Source organism: Shewanella sp. YLB-07 (genome assembly GCF_009377275.1).
The window spans coordinates 149,331-172,434 of sequence record NZ_VOQB01000012.1; the positions used below are offsets into that span (position 1 = coordinate 149,331).

General features: G+C 47.9%; 19 protein-coding genes. 4 read left to right on the forward strand and 15 right to left on the reverse strand.

Features of this window, described 5'->3' with window-relative positions:
* Position 1 precedes the first annotated feature (1 nt).
* Positions 2 to 2,056 carry an LTA synthase family protein gene (locus FS373_RS23160; RefSeq protein ID WP_152830716.1) on the forward strand — a complete coding sequence of 685 codons (2,055 nt, stop codon included), beginning with the start codon at positions 2 to 4 and terminating at the stop codon, positions 2,054 to 2,056.
* Here FS373_RS23160 and FS373_RS23165 read toward each other — a convergent pair.
* Both FS373_RS23165 and bioH read right to left on the reverse strand, forming a co-directional pair.
* Complete coding sequence (locus FS373_RS23165) at positions 2,053 to 2,562, reverse strand: hypothetical protein (RefSeq protein ID WP_152830717.1); 510 nt, start codon at positions 2,560 to 2,562, stop codon at positions 2,053 to 2,055. The two genes, FS373_RS23160 and FS373_RS23165, sit on opposite strands and share 4 nt — an antisense overlap.
* 78 nt (positions 2,563 to 2,640) lie before the next feature.
* Positions 2,641 to 3,426 carry a pimeloyl-ACP methyl ester esterase BioH gene (gene bioH / locus FS373_RS23170; protein WP_322619557.1) on the reverse strand — a complete coding sequence of 262 codons (786 nt, stop codon included), beginning with the start codon at positions 3,424 to 3,426 and terminating at the stop codon, positions 2,641 to 2,643.
* 25 nt (positions 3,427 to 3,451) lie between these two features.
* Here bioH and FS373_RS23175 point away from each other — a divergent pair, with 25 nt between their 5' ends.
* Entirely contained in the window at positions 3,452 to 4,228 is a 777-nt protein-coding gene (locus FS373_RS23175) for a ComF family protein (RefSeq protein WP_152830718.1), read from the forward strand.
* A gap of 67 nt (positions 4,229 to 4,295) precedes the next feature.
* Here the strand turns inward: FS373_RS23175 and FS373_RS23180 are convergent, their stop codons facing one another.
* The gene (locus FS373_RS23180; RefSeq protein ID WP_152830719.1) at positions 4,296 to 6,842 is read right to left on the reverse strand and encodes a M14 family zinc carboxypeptidase; all 2,547 of its coding nucleotides are present in this window, start codon (positions 6,840 to 6,842) and stop codon (positions 4,296 to 4,298) included.
* 251 nt (positions 6,843 to 7,093) lie between these two features.
* Between FS373_RS23180 and nfuA the strand changes: the two genes are divergently transcribed.
* Entirely contained in the window at positions 7,094 to 7,672 is a 579-nt protein-coding gene (gene nfuA, locus FS373_RS23185) for a Fe-S biogenesis protein NfuA (RefSeq protein WP_144044447.1), read from the forward strand.
* Positions 7,673 to 7,779: 107 nt separating this feature from the next.
* Here nfuA and FS373_RS23190 read toward each other — a convergent pair whose 3' ends face one another.
* Positions 7,780 to 9,117, reverse strand: coding sequence for an MATE family efflux transporter (locus FS373_RS23190; RefSeq protein ID WP_144044448.1), 1,338 nt, complete (start codon positions 9,115 to 9,117; stop codon positions 7,780 to 7,782).
* A gap of 21 nt (positions 9,118 to 9,138) precedes the next feature.
* Here FS373_RS23190 and FS373_RS23195 point away from each other — a divergent pair, with 21 nt between their 5' ends.
* Complete coding sequence (locus tag FS373_RS23195; protein WP_144044449.1) at positions 9,139 to 10,200, forward strand: polysaccharide deacetylase family protein; 1,062 nt, start codon at positions 9,139 to 9,141, stop codon at positions 10,198 to 10,200.
* Between the two features lie 48 nt (positions 10,201 to 10,248).
* On the opposite strand, the gene FS373_RS23200 is transcribed toward FS373_RS23195, so the two are convergent.
* The 11 genes from FS373_RS23200 to FS373_RS23250 all read right to left on the reverse strand — a co-directional run bounded on the left by FS373_RS23200 (position 10,249) and on the right by FS373_RS23250 (position 22,970).
* Positions 10,249 to 11,289: a protein-glutamate methylesterase/protein-glutamine glutaminase gene (locus tag FS373_RS23200; RefSeq protein ID WP_152830720.1), complete on the reverse strand. Its 1,041-nt coding sequence runs from the start codon at positions 11,287 to 11,289 to the stop codon at positions 10,249 to 10,251.
* Between the two features lie 73 nt (positions 11,290 to 11,362).
* Positions 11,363 to 12,199 (reverse strand): CheR family methyltransferase, encoded by an 837-nt coding sequence (locus tag FS373_RS23205; protein WP_144044451.1) that lies wholly within the window; start codon positions 12,197 to 12,199, stop codon positions 11,363 to 11,365.
* 250 nt (positions 12,200 to 12,449) lie between these two features.
* A complete protein-coding gene (locus FS373_RS23210) occupies positions 12,450 to 15,638 on the reverse strand; it encodes a methyl-accepting chemotaxis protein (RefSeq protein ID WP_152830744.1) in 3,189 nt (1,062 codons plus the stop codon).
* A gap of 206 nt (positions 15,639 to 15,844) precedes the next feature.
* The gene (locus FS373_RS23215) at positions 15,845 to 16,420 is read right to left on the reverse strand and encodes a chemotaxis protein CheW (RefSeq protein ID WP_144044452.1); all 576 of its coding nucleotides are present in this window, start codon (positions 16,418 to 16,420) and stop codon (positions 15,845 to 15,847) included.
* Positions 16,421 to 16,488: 68 nt separating this feature from the next.
* Positions 16,489 to 18,588 carry a chemotaxis protein CheA gene (locus FS373_RS23220; protein WP_152830721.1) on the reverse strand — a complete coding sequence of 700 codons (2,100 nt, stop codon included), beginning with the start codon at positions 18,586 to 18,588 and terminating at the stop codon, positions 16,489 to 16,491.
* Positions 18,589 to 18,628: 40 nt separating this feature from the next.
* A complete protein-coding gene (locus FS373_RS23225) occupies positions 18,629 to 18,991 on the reverse strand; it encodes a response regulator (protein ID WP_144044454.1) in 363 nt (120 codons plus the stop codon).
* 2 nt (positions 18,992 to 18,993) lie between these two features.
* Positions 18,994 to 19,359, reverse strand: a complete 366-nt coding sequence (locus FS373_RS23230) for an STAS domain-containing protein (RefSeq protein ID WP_144044455.1) — start codon at positions 19,357 to 19,359, stop codon at positions 18,994 to 18,996.
* A 343-nt stretch (positions 19,360 to 19,702) separates the two neighbouring features.
* Complete coding sequence (locus FS373_RS23235) at positions 19,703 to 20,395, reverse strand: SCO family protein (RefSeq protein ID WP_152830722.1); 693 nt, start codon at positions 20,393 to 20,395, stop codon at positions 19,703 to 19,705.
* Between the two features lie 69 nt (positions 20,396 to 20,464).
* Positions 20,465 to 21,379, reverse strand: a complete 915-nt coding sequence (gene cyoE, locus FS373_RS23240; RefSeq protein ID WP_152830723.1) for a heme o synthase — start codon at positions 21,377 to 21,379, stop codon at positions 20,465 to 20,467.
* A 62-nt stretch (positions 21,380 to 21,441) separates the two neighbouring features.
* Positions 21,442 to 22,425 (reverse strand): COX15/CtaA family protein, encoded by a 984-nt coding sequence (locus FS373_RS23245; RefSeq protein WP_144044457.1) that lies wholly within the window; start codon positions 22,423 to 22,425, stop codon positions 21,442 to 21,444.
* On the reverse strand, positions 22,425 to 22,970 hold the full coding sequence (locus tag FS373_RS23250; RefSeq protein ID WP_152830724.1) for a hypothetical protein: 546 nt from the start codon (positions 22,968 to 22,970) through the stop codon (positions 22,425 to 22,427). The genes FS373_RS23245 and FS373_RS23250 overlap by 1 nt, the downstream gene beginning before the upstream one ends.
* Positions 22,971 to 23,104 lie beyond the last annotated feature (134 nt).

Below are 23,104 nucleotides of genomic sequence, written 5' to 3' on the forward strand. Positions count from 1 at the left end.
TATGGCCTCTCGTCTTTCTTTTTTGGGTCCCTTTAGATCCATTTTAAGTTTCTGCTTAATTGCATTAATTATCGTCACCCTGAGTCGTATAGGCTTAGGACTCTGGCAAATCGAGCGTGTTTCGGCCGTGGATGGCTGGTCACATCTCTTGCTGCAGGGCCTAAGGGTGGATCTGGCTACCTTATGCTGGTTGTGGGGCATTGCAGCCCTTGGCACAGCCATTTTTTCCGGTGATCACGCTATTGGCCGTGGTTGGAACAAGATATTACGTATCTGGCTGACTCTAGGACTCTGGTTGATTCTATTCTTGGAAGTCTCATCTCCTTCGTTTATCCAGGAATATGGCATTCGCCCAAATCGTCTCTATATCGAATACCTCATCTATCCTAAAGAGGTGATGTCCATGCTCTGGGGGGGGCGTAAGCTTGAGGTGATCTTAGGTTTCCTTATCAGCGGTGCAACTCTTTTTAGTGGCTGGAAGCTCAGTGGTTACTTGCTGCGAGATCTCATCTATTCTCGCTGGTACTGGCGTCCGGTTATCGCTGTTGCTGTGATTGTGCTGACTTTGATCGGTGCCCGTTCGAGTTTAGGCCATAGACCGCTTAACCCGGCACTTGTTGCTTTTGCCGATGATCCTCTGGTTAACTCTCTCGTGGTTAACTCTGCATATTCCCTCTTTTTCGCCATCAATCAAATGGGCAATGAAGCTAATGCCGCTAAAATTTATGGTCGCATGGATGAGCAGAAAATTATCGACACAATCAGGCGAGAAAGTGGTCGAGATCCCAGTGAATTCCCGTTAGCCGCAGCGCCTAGTGTTTCTTTTAATCCTGCCAGTTATCAGGGCAAACCTAAGAACTTAGTGATCATCTTACAAGAAAGTCTGGGAGCTCGCTTCGTGGGGAATCTGGGCGGTCTTCCTTTGACGCCAAACATAGATGTGCTCTCTAAGGAAGGCTGGTCATTTGAGAATCTCTACGCCACAGGAACGCGTTCGGTTCGTGGTATCGAAGCCATCACTACTGGTTTTACACCTACGCCGGCACGCTCTGTGGTTAAGTTAGGCAAGAGCCAACAAGGTTTCTTCTCTATCGCCGAACTCTTGAAAAGTCATGGCTATGAGACTCAGTTTATTTATGGTGGAGAGAGTCATTTCGATAACATGAAGAGCTTCTTCCTCGGAAATGGCTTCAGTAATATTGTCGATGAAGATGATTATGAAGATCCCTCTTTTGTGGCTTCTTGGGGGGTATCGGATGAAGATCTTCTGCGCCGGGCTGACCAGGAGTTTAAGCAATTCCACAAAGAGGGTAAACCGTTTTTCAGCTTAGTATTTAGCTCGAGCAACCACGATCCCTTCGAGTTTCCCGATGGTAAAATTGAGCTCTATGAGCAGCCTAAACAGACGGTGAATAATGCGGTTAAATATGCGGATTACGCTCTAGGAGAGTTTTTTAAATTAGCTAAGAAGTCTGATTACTGGAAAGATACGCTATTTTTGGTCGTGGCCGATCACGATAGTCGTGTCGGGGGGGCGAGTTTAGTCCCTATTTCTCGCTTCAGGATCCCTGGAATTATTCTAGGTGATGGCATCGAGCCTAAGAAAGACCAGCGAGTGGTGAGTCAGATCGATATGGCACCGACTCTATTGTCTATGATAGGCATATCCGACAGCTATCCCATGTTAGGACAAGACTTGACTCGAGTCAGGGATGATTGGCCTGGACGCGCCTTGATGCAATATGACAAGAACATGGCATATATGCGAGGCGATGATGTGGTGATATTGCAGCCAGAGCGTGAAGCCGCTGGCTTCAAGTACGACTTCGATACTGGGACGCTCAATGCACAAGCTCAATCCGATGAGATGAAGCAAGCAGCTCTATCTTGGGCATTGTGGGGCAGTATGGCTTATCAGCAAGGCCTGTATAGGACTGCTTCTCAAGAAGAAAGGCTAGCGTTTAAGCAGGCTGAGGATGATGCTAAGCTGCAGCTGGCCTTGGAAGATGAGAAAGATAATACGAATAGCCAAGCGAGTGAAGTGTTACTGCGTTAAACAAAAGATGAGATAGTAGGCTCTGTTTTTGGAAGAGCCTGCTCTTGATAGAAGTTAGTTATATGCAGGGAAACCGCCTGATAAAAATCTTTGGGCTGAGCTACTAGCTCGCTCTTCTGAGGCTGGGTTTGTTTGTGGTCACGTGCAGAGTTCGGCTGCTGGGCAATGCGAATATCACGCCTGTTTAGCGCGGGTCTTCCTCTGAGGGGATCTCTGGCTATGTTGGCTACTTGAGTCGGCTTTTCTGCTTCTTTCTGCTGCTTTTCTTCCTGTTTCTGCCCACCACCTTGGTGTTTTCCCAGCGTTCGTTCATTGAGTCTAGCTTGAATCTCTGGCTGTTCGGCTGTGCGCTCGTGTTGCGGAGTGAAGGGGCGTTCTTCGTGGCTCTTGACTAGTTCAGGTGTAGGAACGATAGGCGGTCTTTGCTGGCTATCCACGCGCGCGGCATCGGTAGCGGGGTTTGTCGTCGCTATTGGTACCTGAGGATAGTTTGTGACCACTAACATAGATAATCCCTTAACTCTTGTGGTTAAATAATAACCTTCATTAGGTTAAAGATAAAGCTATGTGAGTTCGTTGAGGGCTTAATTCGAAATTTCTTCTATCCAGGTCACAAAACCGACTAAAAATTCATCTTTGTGAGAGAAAAAGGGCGCGTGAGAAGCCTTCGGCAGTATGAGATCTTGGTAAAGCGTGTCATTCACCGGCATGAGAGGAGGTACGCGTCTGGGGACTAGTCCATCTAACCGACCCCAGATCCTCAGCCAAGGCTGATTAATCTGATCTAGCTTAGGTCTGAGATCGACACACTCCAGCATTTTTAATCCCTGAACCAGGGCTCGGGAGTCTGGAAGTGGCCTTGAGAGCACCAAGTTTTTAAGTTGCTTGATATCTTCTTTCGCCGTTGCGCTGCCAATTGCCTGAATCGCCAGGAATCGTTCGATTGTCTTACCGAGATCTTTATACAAGGATTCTCCAAATTCAGTCAGGACTTGGGGTGGGATCCCAGGCCATTTCTCCTCTTTCCGGGCCATAAAGCAGGGGGATGAAGCTATGGTCACGAGTCCTCTGACTCTACCAGGGTAGTTTAGTGCTGCTAATGTAGCCAGGAGTCCTCCCAGAGACCAACCTACCCAGATAGCCTTATCTGGGAGGTGTGTAATCAGTGCCTCCAGCCAATCATAGATGTCGCCTTCTATGGCTGAGCTATGGCCAAAGCCGGGCAGATCCACATAGTGCACCCTATACTCAGACAGAGACAGGTGAAGTGGCGTAAAGACAGCGCTGTTCATTCCCCAGCCATGAAGCATGACAATTTGCGGAGCAGATACCGGGCCTATAGATTCTATATGCAGTTGTGCTTGACTCACTTATCTACCTCTTAGTGGGAAATTGATGAAAACAGCTAAGCTCACCAGACTAAAGCCTTATGGAGAGAAAGCCCTACAGAGGGGGCTAGAATGCGTGAAGCAGTGGCTGGCGGCAAGTTTACCCAATCGTTGTCTTATGTGCCATCAAAGCGTGACTCTTCCAGGTACCGGGATCTGTACTATCTGTTTAAATTCTGGCCTCTACCAACAGCCAGTGTGCTTAGGTTGTGGACGTGGTTTACAGATCCAATCGCGCTATTGTGGTGTGTGCTTGTCAACTGAGCCCCTGCTGGTTATCTCCCCTTGTAGTTATCACCAAGGTTTAGGCCGATGGGTAGGTCTAATCAAGTATCGAGCCCAGTTCGCGGGACTGCCCGCTTTATCCGGTGCACTAATTGCGCGTATTCATAAATTAGAAGCGGCAGGGTTAATTCAACGTCCTCAGGTTCTGGTGCCTGTGCCGCTACATGAGAAGAGGCTAAAGGCCCGTAGTTTCAATCAGGCCTGGATAATTGCCGATACTCTTAGTAAGCAGCTCAATATTCCCATCGAGACTCATGGTCTAGTGAGAAGGTTAGATACTCAGTCTCAGGCTGGTTTAACCGGTAAGCAGAGACGTAAAAACCTTAAAAGTGCCTTTCATCTTGATGATAATTTTCCCTATCAGCGCATCGCCTTAATAGATGATGTGGTGACGACGGGCACCACGGCAAAAGAGATTGCCTCCCTGTTCGAGAGGCGGCATATTCATGTGCAGGTATGGTGTTTGGCGAGAGCAGAAGCACCAGGACTCTTAGATTAGGTAAATAATTATAAATAGGTCAGTTTCTAGATTCTAGGAACTAGGAACTAGGAACTAGGATCTGCTATTAATTCAATGCGGGGACGAAATAGAGAGCATTGGCGTATATTTTTTCTGAGCCTAGCCAGATGTTGCGGAACATCAGGTTATCGGCGAGGCCGACTATGGCACCTTTGCCTCGAGTCTCCAGGACTATGGCTGGGTTATTAGAGAAACTGGCCTGATATTCTTTGGCAAGATAGCCGCTGAGCAGAGGTTCATCGGCGTATTTAGCCGCGACAGTGAAGGGGGTCGAGCTGGTGGTTAATCCTATAGCCTTATTCTTTAATATGGGAAGTCTATTGCCCCGTATGCCAAAGTTTATTGGACTACTGGGGTCGAGTGCGAGTTCCACTATGGCGCCGCCTATGGATTGCCGTGCAGCGAGTTTTTCCTTATCTCCATAGCTTAAACCTCTGGTGTCGAATAATTGTTTATAGAAACGTTTTCCTTTGATAGCACTCTTGAGCAGGTTATTTTTATTCAACCAAGTTAACGCGCCTTTCTGAGCGATCACTGTGCCACCATCTGAGGTGAACTGACCTAATTTTCTGGAAAATTTCTCATCTAAAGAGGAGTAGGTTCCACCTGCCATGATCACATGTGTGTATCGGTTTAACTTTATTTTGGAAATATGACCCGCATCGATTAAGGTCACGGGGACTGCAAGTTTGCGGTCCAAGTAATACCACAGTTCACCCACTTCGGAGGCATCTGTGCCCCGACCCGTGATTAACAAAGGTTTTATGGGTTTTATTACCTTGAAGTTAGGGCTGCCCAAGTCGATGCCGGATATGGCGGCGCTAGTCGTAACCGAATACAAGGTCAGTGGATATTGTTTGCTCAACTTAACTAGCTTGTTATTGATCTCATCCAGAGAAATTCCGGGCTGTTTTAGTGGTATTTGCAAGGTGCCAGCAGGAAATTTATGAGCCTTTCCAGCTACCTCTATAATAAAGGGTTTCTTAGCAAATTTGACGGTCACATTATCTTGTAACAAGGCCTGCAGCATGGGGGCTGCCAAATCTTGCTGCCAATTGACGAGTACTGCTACGGCTTGTTCATTCACCTGAAAATTGAACTTAGCAGGAGCTTGTCTGGAAAGTACATCTATATCTAATTTGCTGTTGCGTACCATTTGTAGATGATAGGCGTGTTCCAGATTCCAGCTTGAGACATCGTAAAAAGTTGGGTCTTCGAACTCTGTGCTGTTATCAAACAGGGCTAAAAGTAGGCTCTTTTGGGGCTGATTGATAGGGATAAACACGCTGCTATTGGCTGCAAAGTCCTGACTTCCTTGGCGAACTGTTTCAGTCAGATAGTAAAATTTGATCTTGTGTTGGGTCAACACTTGGGTGAGATCTTCAATACGTTCTCGGTTAGCGGGAGCACCAAGAAGGAAGCCTGTTTGACGACCTCGCTGTAGGACCTTGTCTCGCCCCTGATAAAACTCACTCTGGTATTCAATCAGCTCATCTTTTAATTCCAGACTGCCTTTTAGACTCGATATAGAGGTGGCGACTTGATTATTGATGGCTTGGCTGAGTCTTAGCTTGCCGTTTTGAGTAATTTGTACCTGTCCTCTGGGGCTAGCTTGTTCGAATAAGATGCCAACAGAGCCGTTGATATCCGGATAAGTTGAGCCCTTACCATAGTAAAAGTCGTCAAACGCCTCACGACTGAAATAGCTCTGCTTTAACTCATCTAGGGCTGCTCTATGGAAATGAGCCAGCTTCTCCGTCAGAGCCTGATTAGTCTTCGGGGTCGCAGGGTTGGTGCGCGATGGAACCCCGGGTTGGAAGAAGTAATTCCTATCCCGACCCATCTCATGAAAATCTCCTACATAGTGAGGTTGCCATTTATGGAATAGAGCGACTCTACCTCGGGTTTCTGGGTGTCTGAGGAACAAGAGATCACGATTAAGATCGGCAAAGTAGTGGTTGGTTCTGCCATTGGGCCAATTTTGTCTGTGTTCCTTATGGTTGCTATCACTGACATCGGTCTGGCCGCGGTAGTTATTGGTCCAGGTTGAAAACCTGTCCATGCCATCCGGGTTCTGACTCGGGGTGATCAATACAATGGCTTCATCGAGCAAGTCTTCAACCCATTCATCTCTGCTGGAGGCTAGAAAATAACTGAGGGCCAAGGCGGCATGGGCACCACTGGCCTCATCCCCATGAATGGAATATGCCAGCCAGATGACTAAGGGACCATCCTGTGTCGCCCCGGATTTAACGGCTCGACGCTGTGTCAAAATCTCGTCTAACTTTGCCTGATTCTTACTCGAAGTGATAACGGCCGTGAGTTGTTGCCTGGCTTCATGGCTTTGACCCGTATGCTCTATGGATACCTTGTCACTATCGCTGGCAAGTTGCTTCAGGTAATAGTTGACTTGGTCATGACGCAGGTGCCATTGCCCCAGCGGGTAGCCTAAAAAGGAGTCCGGCGAGGTGATCACAGGATCTAAATTCGAATTTGAGAGCGGGATCACCTTCTGTAAATCTGCCGCTATGACAGGAGAAGCCAGGCTCAGTGAGCAGAGTAAGGTCAGCAGGAAAAGGCCAGTTTTAAACATATATGGTGTTCTTTATACTTGTAATATAAGGTTAAATTATCAGTTGGCGTAGATTATTGCCACAGTTAAAGCTAGGTTATCTCTGAGATAATGCCGAATAAAAACTGACATCTAGCTGAAAAATTCTTCCATTGTCTCTTTTAAAAGGTCAAAGCAATTTACAAAGGGACTACAAAGCTGCCCTGAGTCGGAGTATCATACCTCTATATCTTACTAAAACAGTCAAGTTTTACCAGACGGAGCATGTCTTAATGATCACCATTTCCGATGCAGCTCAGGCTCATTTTGTTACCTTGTTAGCAGATCAGCCCGAAGGAACTCATATTCGTGTATTTGTAATCAGTCCTGGTACTGCTACTGCTGAATGTGGCGTCTCATATTGCCCACCAGATGCCGTTGAAGCCGATGATACTGAGCTAGAGTTTACAGGCTTCAATGCTATGGTCGACGAGAAGAGTGTACCTTTCCTTGAAGATGCCAGCATAGATTTCGTTACCGACCAATTGGGTTCACAACTTACCCTCAAGGCACCTAATGCCAAGATGCGTAAAGTTAGTAGCGATGCCTCACTTAACGAGCGCATCGAATATGTGATCCAGTCTGAGATCAACCCACAACTCGCAAGCCATGGCGGCAACATCATGCTAATGGAAGTGTCTGAAGAAGGCGTGGCTATTCTGCAGTTCGGTGGTGGTTGTAACGGTTGTTCTATGGTCGATGTGACCCTGAAGGATGGTATCGAAAAGCAGTTACTCGATATGTTCCCAGGCGAACTAACAGGCGTTAAAGACATTACCGAGCACCAGGCTGGCGAGCACTCGTATCAGTAAAGGAAGCTTCTAGATTCGAGGGCATAAGCCCTTGTTCCAGATTATAAAGAGTAACAAAAAAGCGAGTCGGCTATTAGCCTACTCGCTTTTTTATTGTCTGCTAAAACCTAAAACTCTGCATCTCTCAATTTATATCGATAATGCAGTGTCAGGGTTATGCTTCTGGCTAGCATAAAGCAGCTCATGGCGGCCCATAGTGCATGATTACCATTGTCTTGCAGGAAAAACCATACCGGGAAAAATACGCCAAATGTCGAGATGATCATGCTATTTCGCATCACCTTGCCCTTGGCTGCCCCTATGTAGACGCCGTCGAAGAGATAAGAGCCGAAGGAGAGGATTGGGAGTAAAACAATCCAAAATAGATATTCATCGGCGACCGAGCGCACCTCTTCAATGTTGGTCAGCATCTTGATGATACTTTCTCCGCCGAAGGCGAATACTAAGGTGAATAAGATTGCCGAAATGGCCGACCAGAACCAGGCCAGAGTGACAGCTTCTCGCATCTTCGTCTTATTTCTCTGGCCATAGGCCTTACCCACCTCGGCCTCGGCGTAATAAGCTATACCGTCCAGGGCATAGCTTATTAGCAGCAAGAGGTTGAGCAGTACGGCATTAGCGGCGACGGTGTTGTCCCCTAAGCTGGCACCATGAAATGTCATAAAGGCAAAGGCGATCTGCAAGCAGAGACTGCGAACGAATATGTCGGCATTGAGGCTGAGTAGTTTATGGTAGCTGGTTAAGCTGAGGCTCTTACACAGCTTGAAAAAGTCGAAACCACCCGTTTTCTGAACTTGTTTATAGACCATGGTTAAGGCAACCAGGAAGCCGGACATATCGGCAAACACAGAGGCCAGTGCAGCCCCTTGAACACCCCAGCCCAGGCCGAGGACAAACAGCAAATCCAGGATTATATTGGCCAGATTGGCGACGATTAACTGCCACATGGCGGCCTTAGGTTGCTGCCTGCCAAGTAGCCAGCCCAATAGCACCAGATTGAGCAGGGCGAAGGGAGTCGACCAGATCCTTATCTCAAAATATTCCCGGGTATACCTCTGCACTTCGAGACTTGCATCGGTGAGCATCAGGGCGGTATTGAGAATGGGGAGTTGCAGAAGTACGGCGCTTAGCCCTAGAATAAGCGCTAAACTGCCAGCTTGTAGCAGTAATTTATATTGGGCTTGTGTGTCTCCGGCGCCATAAGATTGGGCGACTAGCCCTGTGGTTGCCATACGAAGAAAGCCCAGCATCCAAAGAATTAAGGTGATAATCGTTGACCCAACAGCGACCCCACCCAGGTAATAAGCATTGCTTAGGTGGCCCACGACTGCCGTGTCTACCAGGCCTAGCAGGGGCACAGTGATATTGGACAATATCATGGGCAGGGCGAGTGCCAGTAGCTGTCTATTTTTCTGTTTGTTACGGATCAGTTCGACAGGGGTCATATCATCTCAGAGGTTTTAATTATGTTTAAGAATGTCATGATAACGCTTCTGGTGTTATTCAGTTTATCGTTTCAGGCCTTCACGGCTCAGGCTGCGGTGATCTTACAGTATCACCATGTGTCGGAGGAAACTCCGGCCATCACCAGCGTGACACCAGCTCAGTTCAAGGAGCAGATGCAGTACCTGGCCGATAATGGTTTTATCGTGACGCCATTGTCTCAGGTTGTGGACGCGATTAGAAACCAGAAGGCGATAGCGGAAAACACTGTAGTGATCACCTTCGATGATGGCTATAAGAGCATTGCCGAGACGGCGCATCCTATCTTAAAGGAATACGGTTTTCCCTACACGCTATTTGTCTCGATTGAGCCTATCAAGGCTAAATACAGTGAGATGATGAGCTGGGAGGAGTTGATTGAACTCTCGAAAGAGGGGGCCGAGATAGCCAATCATAGCTGGGGGCACGAGCATCTTATTCGTAAGTCGGCAGGAGAATCAGAAGCTCAGTGGATGTCGCGTATCGAGACTAATATTCTCGAGACCGAAGCCGAAATTAGCAAGGCCACAGGACAAGATCACAAGATGTTGGCTTATCCCTATGGTGAATATAATCAGGCTCTCGAGGATATGCTCAGTCGCAATGGCTTTGTTGGCTTAGGTCAGCAGTCTGGTGCAGCCGGGGCGTATTCGTCTCTGACGGCCCTGCCGCGTTTCCCTGTTGCAGGTGTCTATGCCGATCTCGCGAGTCTCAAGGTGAAGATGCACAGCCTGAATATGCCTGTCTTATCGATAACACCTAATGACCCTGAACTTAAAGATGGAAATTGGCGACCTGAGCTCAAGATCAGTTTGGATATGAGTGATATCTATCCCCATCAGATGATGTGTTTCATTCAGGGTCAAGGCGCTAAGAAGCCACTCTGGTTGAGTGAAAACGAATTTTCCATTCGTGCTGAGTTTGATCTGCCACCGGGAAGATCCAGATATAATTGCACTGTGCCGAGCAAGAGCAAGTCTGGGTATTACTGGTTTTCTCAGGCTTGGGTGCGTCCCGAGGACGATGGGTCATGGAGAAAGGAATAGGGGAGAGAGGTCCTAGTTCCTAGATTCTAGAGCCTAGGAACTCATGTTTTAACTCGCCTTACTGTTTTCCGTCTTCAGCAGGAATAGTAGTTTTTGCGGGATCTTATCCAGATGCATCTGCTCGTGATGAGCGTCCAGATCTACCGCTGCTCCAGGCATTCCCCATACCACCGAACTAGCCTCATCTTGGGCGATAGTGTAAGAGCCCTTGTTTTTCAGGTTCAGTAATCCTTTGGCACCATCTTTGCCCATTCCGGTCAGAATTATGCCTATGGTGGATTTAGCGGCGGACTCGGCGACACTATTAAACAGCACGTCAACGGAAGGTTTATGGCGGTTAACAGGGTCACTGTCGACGAGTTTGGTGAAGAGTAAGCCGCCTTTACGTTCGATTATCATGTGCTTGCTGCCGGGGGCCAGGTAGGCGGTTCCAGGCTTGAGCTGTTCTCCCCCCTGAGCCTCTATCACTTTCATTGCGCAATTGTTGTTCAGACGCTTGGCAAATGAGGTGCTAAATGCTGCCGGAATATGTTGAGCTATCACCACAGGTGGTGTGTTCGATGGCATTCGCATGAGCACACTCTGGATCGCTTCGGTGCCGCCAGTGGAGGCACCTATGGCTATGAGTCTGTTACTGAACATTTCACCATTAAGCGGCTTAATCGTTGGAGCAGATCGGGACTTGGGGCGCGCGTTACTCTTATAGGCGAGGCGAACCTTGTCTATGAGTTCTTGCTTATAACCCATAAGTTGATTGGTGAGATCTGACTTAGGTTTTGAGATAAAGTCGACAGCACCTATCGAGAGCGCCTCTAAGGTAACTGCTGCCCCCTTGGCCGTTAGGGTCGATACCATGATCACAGGCATAGGCCTGAGTTTCATGATATTTCTTAAAAAGGCGATGCCGTCCATTTTGGGCATCTCGATATCTAAGGTCAGCACATCTGGGTTGAACTTCTTGATCAAATTGCGCGCCTCATAGGGATCTTCTGCGGTGGCGACAACCTTTATATCGTCGGCATCGTTTAACAGATGACTGAGCAATTGCCTTACTAGTGGAGAGTCATCGATCACTAACACGCTAATCATAGTTTCATCCTTGTGGTCTAATCTGCATCCTGGCTTTGGCCAACGGTCATAGTCATAAGCTTGCTTGTTGTTTTTAACCCGTAAGGGCTTTTTTTCTCTCTCCATGAATCTTGGCGTGACCGCCTCGTAGTGGCTGATACATGGTTTGGCCAATAAGCTCGAATTCATCTGATATATTTGTCAGAGTTTCTGAATGTCCGATGAAGAGCAGTCCGTCCGGGGCGAGCAGTTTTCTAAATTTAGCGATGATCTTGGCCTTGGTTTCATTATCGAAGTAGATGAGCACATTACGGCAAAAAATCACATCGAAGGGACCAGTCATGGGCCACTTTTGCAGCAGATTGAGTTGTTTGAAGTGGATCTTCTTTTGGATACTCTGTTTCATCAGGATACCATTTGGGGTCGTTTTTATATACTTTTCACGATATCGCTCTGGTAGACCTGTGATACTGTCCTCGGCATAACAGCCTTTAGCTGCCTTGCTTAGCACATTAGTATCGAGATCTGTGGCCAGTATTTTTAGATCCCATTCGGCTCCGGAAAAATGATCTGCCAGTGTCATGGCGATGCTATAAGGCTCTTCGCCGGTTGAGCAGGCTGAAGACCAGACCCGTAAACGCTTGTTGCGTCGTCTTCTCCATAATGGTGCTATCTCTTTATCCAGGTAGTCGAAATGGTGCTCCTCTCTGAAGAAAGCGGTTAGGTTCGTGGTCAGCGCATTAACAAAATTCATTAACTCGCCAGGTTCGCTCTGTACATGGTCACAATATTGATTAAAATTTTTCAAACCTAAATGGCGGAGGCGTCTACTGAGTCTGGAATAGACCATATGTTTCTTTCTTTCAGGAAGAACTATCCCAGTCTCTTGGTAAGCAAGACTCTGAATAAAATCGAAGTCTTGCTGTGTCATAGAAAATTCCTTTTCGTCTATGATCTCCAATGTCGATACCTCCTTTTTTGTAATAACCTGCTGCCGTTACAGGGAATAGGTAGACCTTGATAAATAGAAGATTTTTTTCGTCTATGGTCTTCAGTTTAATGTCGATATCTACTTTTTGTGATATCTGAAATAAATCACCTGCAGTCACAGAAGATAGACAAACCCTGCATGAAAACAAGGTCTGTCTATGGATCAAACCCTACCTGTTATGAACTAAGTGTTAAAACTCGTTCCACTCCTCTTTACTGATGCTGAGGTTGCCGTGGGTGTCTCCAGAGACCAGGGCCAGTGGCGCAGATGCCATACCTGAGCTCGTATTGCCACTAGTCTGGAAGAAGCCAAGCTGGGTTTTCATGTTCCTGGCTTGGTCGGCCATGGCTTCACCCGCTGCCGAGACCTGCTCCACCAGTGCGGCGTTCTGTTGGGTCATCTCATCCATCTGGGAGATGGCCTTGTTAACTTCTTGAATACCAGCAGACTGCTGATCCGAGGCGATACTTATTTGGCTTATCATGTCGGCGACTTTAGTGACCGCCTGCACGATATCTTCCAGGGTTTCACCAGACTGGTTCACTAACTGGGTACCGTCGGTAACCTTGCCCACACTGTCACGGATAAGCTCCTTGATCTCCTTGGCAGCGCCGGCACTTCGTTGAGCAAGATTACGCACCTCGCCAGCCACTACCGCAAAGCCGCGTCCCTGCTCGCCCGCTCGTGCAGCCTCGACGGCGGCGTTAAGCGCGAGTAGGTTGGTCTGGAAGGCTATCTCGTCGATAACCCCGATAATATCGGATATCCGCTTACTAGAGTCGTTAATGGCTTCCATGGCTGAGACGGCTTGTTCAACCACCTTGCCGCCATGTTCGGCCTTAGAGTTAGCTTCCTGGGCCAACTCATTAGCCAGGGTGGCATTCTGGGCGCTTTGGGTGACTGTCGCCGTCATCTCTTCCATGCTGGACGCTGTCTCTTCCAGAGATGCGGCCTGCTCCTCGGTTCGTTGACTCAAGTCTGCGTTGCCCTGAGCTATCTCTTCGGCCCCTGAGGTTACTGTGTTGGCCGACTCATTGATGCCGCCTAAGACTTCGGTGAGTCTGGATACGGTCGCGTTGGCATCTGTTTGTAGCTTACCGAACTGGCCTTCGTATTCACCGTTTATCTGACGGGTAAGATCCCCCTTAGCTAAGCCGTCGAACATGTTGACCACATCCGAGATGACGTTATCTGCGATACCCACTAAGCGGTTTAGGCCGTTAGAGAGGTTGAGGAAGAAGCCGTCCTTGCCTTCGGTGGAGACCCTATGACTCAAGTCACCAGCCGCTGCCGATGAGATGATGGTATCTATCTCATGTTCGATGGCAACTTCTGCGGTGCGATCGGTCCATTCGACGACTGTGCCTATGCGTTCACCATTGTCATCCTTGATGGGATTGGCCACCACCTTGAAGGTACGCCCTCCAACGGATAGCTGGCTCGAATAGGTGGATGTGAGCCCACCAAGCAGGCCTCGTTGATGGGCCGGATTCTTATGGAAGTCATCGATATTAACCCCCATAAGATTATTGGCATCGAAGTTAGGCAGATCTTTGACTATGTCGGACTGTGCATTTCTGAACATGTTACCCACGGCATTGTTCATATAGATGATGTTAAGATCGGCATCTGCCACCATGGTATTGGCGGAGACATTGTCCAGTGCTTGCTTGATGCGGGCATTTTCTGCTGCGAGCTGCTGCTCTTCGGCTTCTCTGGCTAACTTGACGGTCAAATCTTGCCACTCGACAACGGTGCCGGTGCGCTCGCCATTATCGAACACTGGGGTGGCGATGAGACCGAAGGTGAGATCCGACACCTCTATATTGGTCTCGAAGGTTTCCGTGAGCCTATCCAACATGCCGCGTTGATGAGCTGGGTTCTTATGGAAGATATCGATATTACTGCCCATCAGAGTGCGCATATCGAAGCGACTCAGGCTCTTCTTCAGGCTCTTCTCATTCTCGCTGAGCATCTCGTTGAGTGATTCGTTGAAGTAGATGATGTTGTAGTCCGCATCGGCCATCATGACATTTGCCTTACATACATCCAGTGCCTGCTTGATACGGCCTGTCTCTGCGGCCTGCAGCTGCTCCTCTTTCTCTTTCGCCAACTTAGCGGTGACATCTTGCCACTCCACCACAGTACCTGTTCGGACACCGTTATCGAATACCGGGGTGGCGATGAGCTCGAAGGTGAGTCCGGAGACTTGTATGCTGGTTGCATAGGTTTCCGTGAGCCTATCTAACATGCCTCTCTGGTGAGCCGGGTTTTTATGGAAAATATCGATATTGCTGCCCATTAAGGTCTTCATATCGAACTTGGCTAGGCTCTGTTTTAGCGTCTTCTCATTTTCGCCGAGCATCTGGTTGAGGGAATCATTGAAATAGATGATGTTGTAATCGGCATCGGCCATCATCACGTTGGCTTTACACACGTCCAGTGCCTGCTTGATACGGTTGGTATCGGCGGCCTGTTGCGCCTCCTCTTTCTCTTTGGCTAGTTTAGCCGTGACATCTTGCCATTCGACTACGGTTCCTGTTCTTTCACCATCATCGAATACTGGGGTGGCGATGAGATCGAAAGTGAGTCCTGATACTTCTATGCTGGTGGCGTAAGTGCTGGTGAGCCTGTCTAACATGCCTCTCTGGTGAGCGGGGGTCTTATGGAAGATATCTATATTAGTGCCCAATAATGTCTTCATATCGAACTTGGCAAGACTCTGCTGCAGTGTGCGCTCGTTATCGCTGAGCATCTCGTTGAGTGATTCGTTGAAATAGATGATGTTGTAGTCGGCATCGGCCATCATGACGTTGGCTTTACATACGTCCAGTGCCTGCTTGATGCGATTGGTATCGGCGGCCTGTTGTTTCTCTTCGACCTCACGGGCGAGTTTAGCCGTGATGTCCTGCCACTCAACCACGGTTCCAGTGCGAACACCATCGTTGAAGATAGGGTTGGCGATCAGGTTAAAGTTAAGTCCAGCGACCTGGATGGTGGTTTCATAGGTGGTAGTTAAACTGTCGAGCATGCGTCTCTGGTGAGCAGGGTTCTTATGGAAAATATCGATATTCTGTCCGACTAACTTTTTCACATCGAAGCTAGCTAGTTCGGTCTGTAGCGTCTTCTCATTCTTGGTCATCATGACGTTGACCGCGTCATTGAGGTAGGTGATGTTGTGATCTGCATCGGCCATCATGACGTTGGCGTTACAGATGTCTAATGCCTTCAGACTAGTCTCGTCCCGCTGACGTTTCTGATATAACTCGTCTATTCGGCTGGTGAGAAGTTCCCAACCAGGCAGGGATAAGTCTGAAAATTTAGGTGCTTCATTGCTGATCAAGGCGTTACTGACCTCGGTTAACGCCTGTTCAAACATCTTATGCCAGCGGTTAAACTTGATGACGCCGGCGGCTATGAGTACGATTGCAATAATTTGGGTTGCTGCAACCCAGCTTCCTGCTTGTCCTGCAAATGATAACCCTAATGCAACGACGCTGACCACCAATCCGGCAACTGGTAAGCTGTTTACATTTGATAGGTTGGAGTTTTGTGCTTCCATTCGTTTATCCTCGTTATACCAGTTTACGCATTAACCGCTTGCTGCTGGCGAGCATCAAGCGTATTGATTAAGTTAGAGAGTTGTTCTGCCTCGGGTAAGATTTCACTACCGAGTAATCTATTGATATCAAGTAAAATAACCATCTTCTCACCGGCATTGGTCAAGCCCTTGATGAAAGATAGATCTGTGTCTTCACCGAAATTGGGTGCGTCACGTACATCGTCATTATTGACGCTGAATACATCGGAAACCGCATCGACGACTATGCCTATGACCTTATGTTCGTTAGCCATGGCAACTTTGACCACGATAACGACAGTAGTAGCACCATAATCTAAGACCTCGATGCCGAAGCGTTGGCGGAGGTCTATGATGGGAACTATGGTGCCCCGCAGATTAATTACCCCCTTCACATGACTGGGTGCATTGGGGATCACTGTGGTGGACTCCCAGCCCCGGATCTCCTGTACCGATAGTATTTCGACTCCGTACTCTTCGTTGGCCATGATGAAGGTCAGGTACTGCTGGCTGTCTTCATCGTTATCTTGCTTTATCCCCTGCTCATATTGGGGCTGCATACTTTGAGTTTGCTCTGTCATTGCTCCAAGCTCCATCTTCCTTAATTTGATATCTTTAGCGCTATCTAGCGTGTTAATTCTGAGCCTTGTTAGGCTGCGTCTTCTTTCATACTGGCAATACCGGCCATACTCACTAATCCGGTAACATCTATGATGAGTGCGACCGTGCCATCACCGAGAATCGTGGCGCCCGATACGCCTGGAACCCGGTTGTAGTTATCTTCCAGACTCTTGATGACCACCTGTTGCTGTGACAAGAGTTCATCCACCAGTAGACCTATCTTCTCGTTATTGGAGTCGACTACCATGACCAGGCCGTCTTTGATCTCTTTGGCATCAGAGGTGTGGCAAAACTCTTGGTACACCTTGATCACCGGCAGGTATTCGTTTCTGAGTTGTATCAGTTCATGGCCGTCGCTGAGACGGTTTATTTTGCTAGGTTCAACCTGTAATGATTCATGAATGGAAACCAGAGGCACCACATAAATATGCTTGCCCACCCTGACTAGCTGGCCATCGAGTATGGCGAGTGTCAGAGGTAACCTGATGGTGAAACGGCTGCCTTTATCTTGGCTGGATTTAAGTTCTATGCTGCCATTGAGTTCATTGATGTTTCGTCTGACCACATCCATGCCCACACCGCGTCCCGAGAGATCTGAGACCGCATCGGCGGTGGAAAACCCCGGCTTGAAAATTAACTTGTGGATTGCCTCTGTGCTGAGTTCTTCCTCCTGACCGACGAGCCCTTTCTCTCTGGCCTTGCGAAGAATTCTGTCGGTATCCAAGCCAGCTCCATCGTCTATGATCTCTATGATGATACTTCCGCCCTGATGAAAGGCGTTGAGGGTGATAGTGCCAGCTTCTGATTTGCCCTTGGCGAGGCGTTCTTCCGGTGTTTCCAGGCCATGATCCAATGAGTTACGCACCAGGTGTACCATAGGGTCGACGATTTTCTCCATCACAGTCTTGTCTAGCTCGGTATCTTCCCCTTTCAGCACTAGATTCACTTTCTTCCCTAATTGCTGACCGATATCGCGGACGAGCCTGGGGAAGCGGTTGAAGGCGAAGCTGATGGGGAGCATTCGGATTTGCATGACGCTCTCTTGCAGATCCCGGGTATGGGTGGCGAGTTGCTCCAGTCCCTGTTTGAGTGATATGAGTGACTCTTCGTCTATCTTATCCTGCTGGCCTATCTGGCCAAGCATGGCTTGGGTGATAACCAGTTCACCTACCATGTTTATCAGCAGATCTATCTTGTCTATGCTGACTCGAATCGAGCTGGTCTCAGGAGTTTTAGCCTGAGAGACCGCCTTAGGTTTGGGCCCTTGGGCCTCATCGACTTTATTACTCTCTAACTCTCTCTGGACTGCTTCGCTTCCTTGCTGTTCCTGAGAACTAGCCGCTTCGGCGGGGTCTCTATTTGAGAGTTCATCATCTTGCTCGGTATTATCATTAATGACAGGGCTAGAGGAATAATTGATGGTGCACTCATCTTCGACCCATTCGAATACCTCTTTTAGTCGCTCTAAGGGCTGGTCTGTAATGAGTTCGAGTTGCCAATTGAGATAACAAGCCTCGGGATCTATATCATTAAATTCAGGTGACGAATGTCCGGCCAAGCAGACACTGAGTTCTCCCAACTGCCTGAGTTCGTTGAACATGAGGTAAGGATCATTGCCACATCGCAGTATGTCGATACCCGCCTGAAAATCAATGACCCAACGTAGGAGACCGGGCGTTTCTTGTTCTGCCAATGTATCGCTACTAGAATCCAGCTCTTCAGAGACTGAGCCCTTAGTGCCTTTGTCTATTTCGATAGTAAATTGCTTCTCTAGCTGAGCGAGGAGGGGGTCGTCGAAGTCGATTTTTCGCATCAAGGCATCGAACATATTTCGCAGCAGATCGACGGAGAGCAGTAGCATGTCTTGATGCTCGCTGGTCATCTGTCTGCGGCCATCACGGATCTCATCGAGTAGGGTTTCCAGCAGATGAGTGTAATTAGCGACCTGGCTGAAACCGAAAGTAGCACTGCCTCCCTTGATGGAGTGCGCTGCACGGAAAATGGTGTTGATAGCTTCCTCGTCGGGGTTATTAACGTCGAGGTTAAGCAGTTCAGACTCCATGGCGTCTAAGCCTTCTAGACTTTCCTCGAAGAATACCTGACTGAATTGACTGAGATCGATTTCCATATTAAATGTCCGTTAGATCCATCTGATGATTTGGAGTTTTTTAACCAAGCACCTTACGCACGGTTGCTAATAGCTGATCTGGGTTGAAGGGCTTCACTATCCAGCCGGTAGCACCTGCGGAGCGACCCTCTTGCTTCTTGTCTGTACCTGACTCAGTTGTCAGCATCAGCAAGGGGGTAAATTTATAGTTTGGTAAGGTGCGTAGATTACGAATTAAAGTGAGACCATCCATGATGGGCATATTCACATCCGAAATGACCAGGTCGTATTCGCCTTGTTGGGCGACTTTTAAGGCCTCGTCTCCATTACAGGCTTCTGTGACGTCAAATCCAGCCGTTTTTAGGGTGAAACAGACCATCTGACGCATGGAAGCCGAGTCATCTACAGCGAGTATTTTTTTCATCGTTACTTTTCCTCATCCAGTTCGGCTTGTAACTCTGGAATAGTTATTTCTGAAATGTTTATACTCAGATTTTCCAGTTCGGCTTGTAACTCTGGGATGGCTATTTCTGGAATGTTAATACCCAGGTTTTCTAAATTGATTTGAAGCTCTGGCTGGCAGTCTAACCAGTTGACTCTTAGGGAGCGGGAAGCACATGTTTGGGAAAATAAGTAGAGGAGCTGGGCCCCAGCAGTATCGACCCTGGTCAATTGACTTGCATCTATATGCAGTTCTTCGTCATGGGTTAATAGCTCTGAAAGCTGTGCGAAAATGGGCTGAATATTTCGAATAGTTAATTCAGAATCCAATTTAATTGTTTGTTCCGACATTTAATTTTCCTTTGGATAGCTTTACTTCATCCCTGCAAGATCAAAAGATAGTCGGCAAACTTGAGTATTTCCTCTTTTGTTGGTGTTTTTTTGATTATTTAGCCGAGAAATAAAATAGTGGGTAACGGGGAAATAAAATGCCATTCAGGTTAGGTAGTCGTAGGTATACGCCCTGTCAACTATTTTGTCATCACATTGTATTAAAAGGTTTTTATATTTATATCGAGGGTTTTACGAGGTGGGGTGACCGAGATTAGTATGCTTGTAAGGTCGACATTTTTAGTTACAAATTGGCACAGTTAGTTGATAGCTCCTAGGTTATCGGTCCTGGGAACTTGGCTCTCTAGCTTCTAGGGGCCGCCTTATAATTGGCTATTATGGTTTGAATATCAGTAATCAGATTTTTATTGGAGATCTGTGGTAATTTTCCAGGAGCCAAAGACTTAGGTTTTATTATGGCCACCTTATTTCCATCGGGTGATATTAGTGCCATAGATGCACTGTGGTCGACTTGATAGTCTTCTCCTTCGCCGACCATGGCATAGACGAAGCCTAAGTCTCGAGTGAGCGGGAATAGTTGGGCATGCCCCCCTGTGATGGCGACAAATTCAGGGTTGAAGAAGTTCATATAGCTTAAAAGTTTAGCTTGAGTGTCCCTCTGAGGATCTACGGAGAGGAAAACCACTTGTAGATCCGCATTTTCTAGCAATTTAGGGTAAGCCGCGGTGAGTTTGCCCATAGTCGTAGGGCAGACATCAGGGCAAGAGGTGTAGCCGATGAAGAACAGGCTCCATTTATTGCTTAACTGGTTATTGGTAAACGCATTGCCATGTTGATCCGTGAGGGAGAAAGGTGCCAATGGCTTAGCCATTGGAAACACGAAGCTGGTGGCAAGATCCAGCTCTGTGTCCTGTAGGGAATTGATGATGGCATTGGTCTGCTTATTCTTCTGCAGCTGAACAGCGGTCACACCGCCGAGGCCGAGTAAGACTAAGCCTAATAGCGCCACGGCGATTATCCTAAGCTTCTTTGCCATATTGGAAGGCTCCATTTTCTACTTTGAATCTATATAGCACTAATGAGCTAATCATTTAGAACTTCAGGTTTATACCCAGAGGTAATGATCGACCAAGAGCAGGATAAATAAGATCATCAGATGATAGATGGAGAAGCGAAACACCTGCATTGCCAATCCTGGCTTGTCATCATATTTAAGTTCCCATGCCTTATAGATGAAAGCGCAACTCAATATTGTCGAACCCACCAGATAGATGGGGCCGCACATTCCCACGATAACAGGTAGCAAGCAGGCGATAGCAAGCAGCAAGGTATAGAGCAAGATGCAGGTCTTAGTGAACTCGACGCCATGTGTCACTGGTAGCATTGGAATATCTACCTTGGCGTATTCCGCTTTCCTGTGAATGGCAAGAGCCCAGAAGTGTGGTGGGGTCCAGGTGAAGATGATGATCACTAATAGCAGCGCATGACCATGAAACTCTCCGGTTATGGCCGTCCAGCCAAGGAGTGGCGGCATAGCTCCGGCGAGTCCGCCGACGACGATATTTTGTGGGGTGGCCCGCTTGAGGTAAGCGGTATAGATGATGGCATAGCCCACAAGACTGGCAAAGGTGAGCCAGGCGGTAAGCTCATTGACTAAGGTGTAGAGTAAGGCGAAGCCCAATAGCGCCAGGCTAACGGAGAAGATGAGAGCCTTAGTGATAGAGATGCGCCCCTTAGGCAGAGGGCGATTATAGGTGCGGGCCATCAGACCATCTATGCGTCGATCGATGAGGTGATTAAAGGCCGCGGCCGCACCAGCCATCATACCTATACCCATCATGCCAATAATTAAGGGCTGTAGAGGCACAGACCCAGGTACCGCCAGACACATACCGACTAAAACCGTGAGCAGCATAAGTGCAACCACCTTAGGCTTGGTCATCTCATAATATGCGCGCCACTGAAGTGGTTCGCCGTTGGTCTTAGGCTCAGTTACTGATATTGAAAGTGGTTTTGCCATGGCTTTTCCCTCGCTAGGCTTTACGCCCTTTAAATTATTATTCTTGTCGATAGCTTCTTATCTCAAGCTTTTCGCCATAGGGCGTAGTTGATGAAGACTAATGTCAGTAGCAACATGGCCGCTCCGGCATTATGAGAAACGGCTATGCCCAAGGGCAGGTGCAACACAACATTGCTGATCCCCAGGCCTACTTGCAGTATGACTAAACCGGTCAAGACCAGTGATGCTCGCTTCAACAGTGCCGATTGGGAGCGAGTAAAAAGTTGATAGGCAAGCCAGAGCAAAATTCCTGTGGTTAATATTGCGCCAAATCTATGGGCGACATGTATGGTCATACGTGAAGAGTAGTCGAGTACGCCAAACTCGTAGGTTTCGTGCTCGCCTTGAAACGGATTAAAAGCCTGAGTGAGCTGTAAATTCTTATACCAGTCCCCTTCGCAGATAGGCAGTGAAGTGCAGGCTAGGGCTGCATAGTTTGATGAGGTCCAGCCACCGAGTATGATCTGTAAGATTAAGACTCCCATGCCAGCCAAGGCTAATGGAGCGAGTTTTCTAGCGACAAAATCCCCTCCAGGGATCCTCAGTGGCTTAGTCCTGAGATAGAGCAGGAGTAGCAGAGAGATTAAGGTGAAGCCGCCAATGAGGTGAGACATGACCACAACGGGCATGAGTTTCATGGTAACGGTCCACATTCCCAACGCGGCTTGAAACAGGATCAAGATGGCAATTAATGTAGGTAGCTTCTTAGGGGCATCTAGTTTTTTTAAACAGAGGATGAAGATTACCAATACGAGTAATCCCAGAGCTCCGGCTATATATCTGTGGATCATCTCTAGCCAGGCTTTCTTTGGCTCAATTTTCTGACCAGGGAAGGCATCTTGTGCCTGCATAAGCTCACTGTGTTGGCTGGGGACTTTCATCATGCCATAACAACCAGGCCAATCGGGACAGCCCAAGCCTGCATCGGATAATCGGGTATATGCTCCCATTAAAATGACGCAAAGAGTGAAGACAAGGGTGATTCTGAGTAGATTTTGGATCCCCATTAGCCAACTCTCGATAGTTTTAGCATCTTTCTTAAGTCAACAATGAGTGATTTCCCCTGCATGATCTGCTTGTCGATGCCATTCACCGCGGGATATCGCATGACCAAACTGCCCAGTGGGTCGACCACTATCATCTGCTGGCGATCCAGCATTTTTATGATGGCGTCATTGGCCTTCGCCGTTTCGAATTTGTATGAAGCCAGGGCATGGAGATCGCTATCTTTGCTCAGTAATATCAAGGTGTGAACTCTGTCTTGATCTCGGCCTAAGGCGATATGGCTCTGTTGTAGGATGTAGAGATGATCCTGACATTGCTGATCACACTTGTTTGGTAGCAGGTAGAGGAGTTGCCACTCTCTAGGCTTAGGGTTGTCCATCTTAAGGCTCTGGTAGCTAGTGCCAATAGGGAGTAGCACTCCCTTATTAGTTGCACCGCCTTGATAGAGGTCTAAGCTGAGCACGATTTTGGCCGCGGCCACAGGTAGGACGAAGACTAAGAAAAGTAAAATTAAAGGTTTAGCGCCGCTCTTTTTGGGGGAGTTCATACTCTCTCCTAAGAAAGCTCATATGAACGCCTGTGCAGGCTAATAAAATTCATATGAGTCATACTCATTCAGTTTCCCGAGACGGCTAGGAAACGCATATTTGATAGTCACTTCTTATGGGTCGAAGTTTTTAC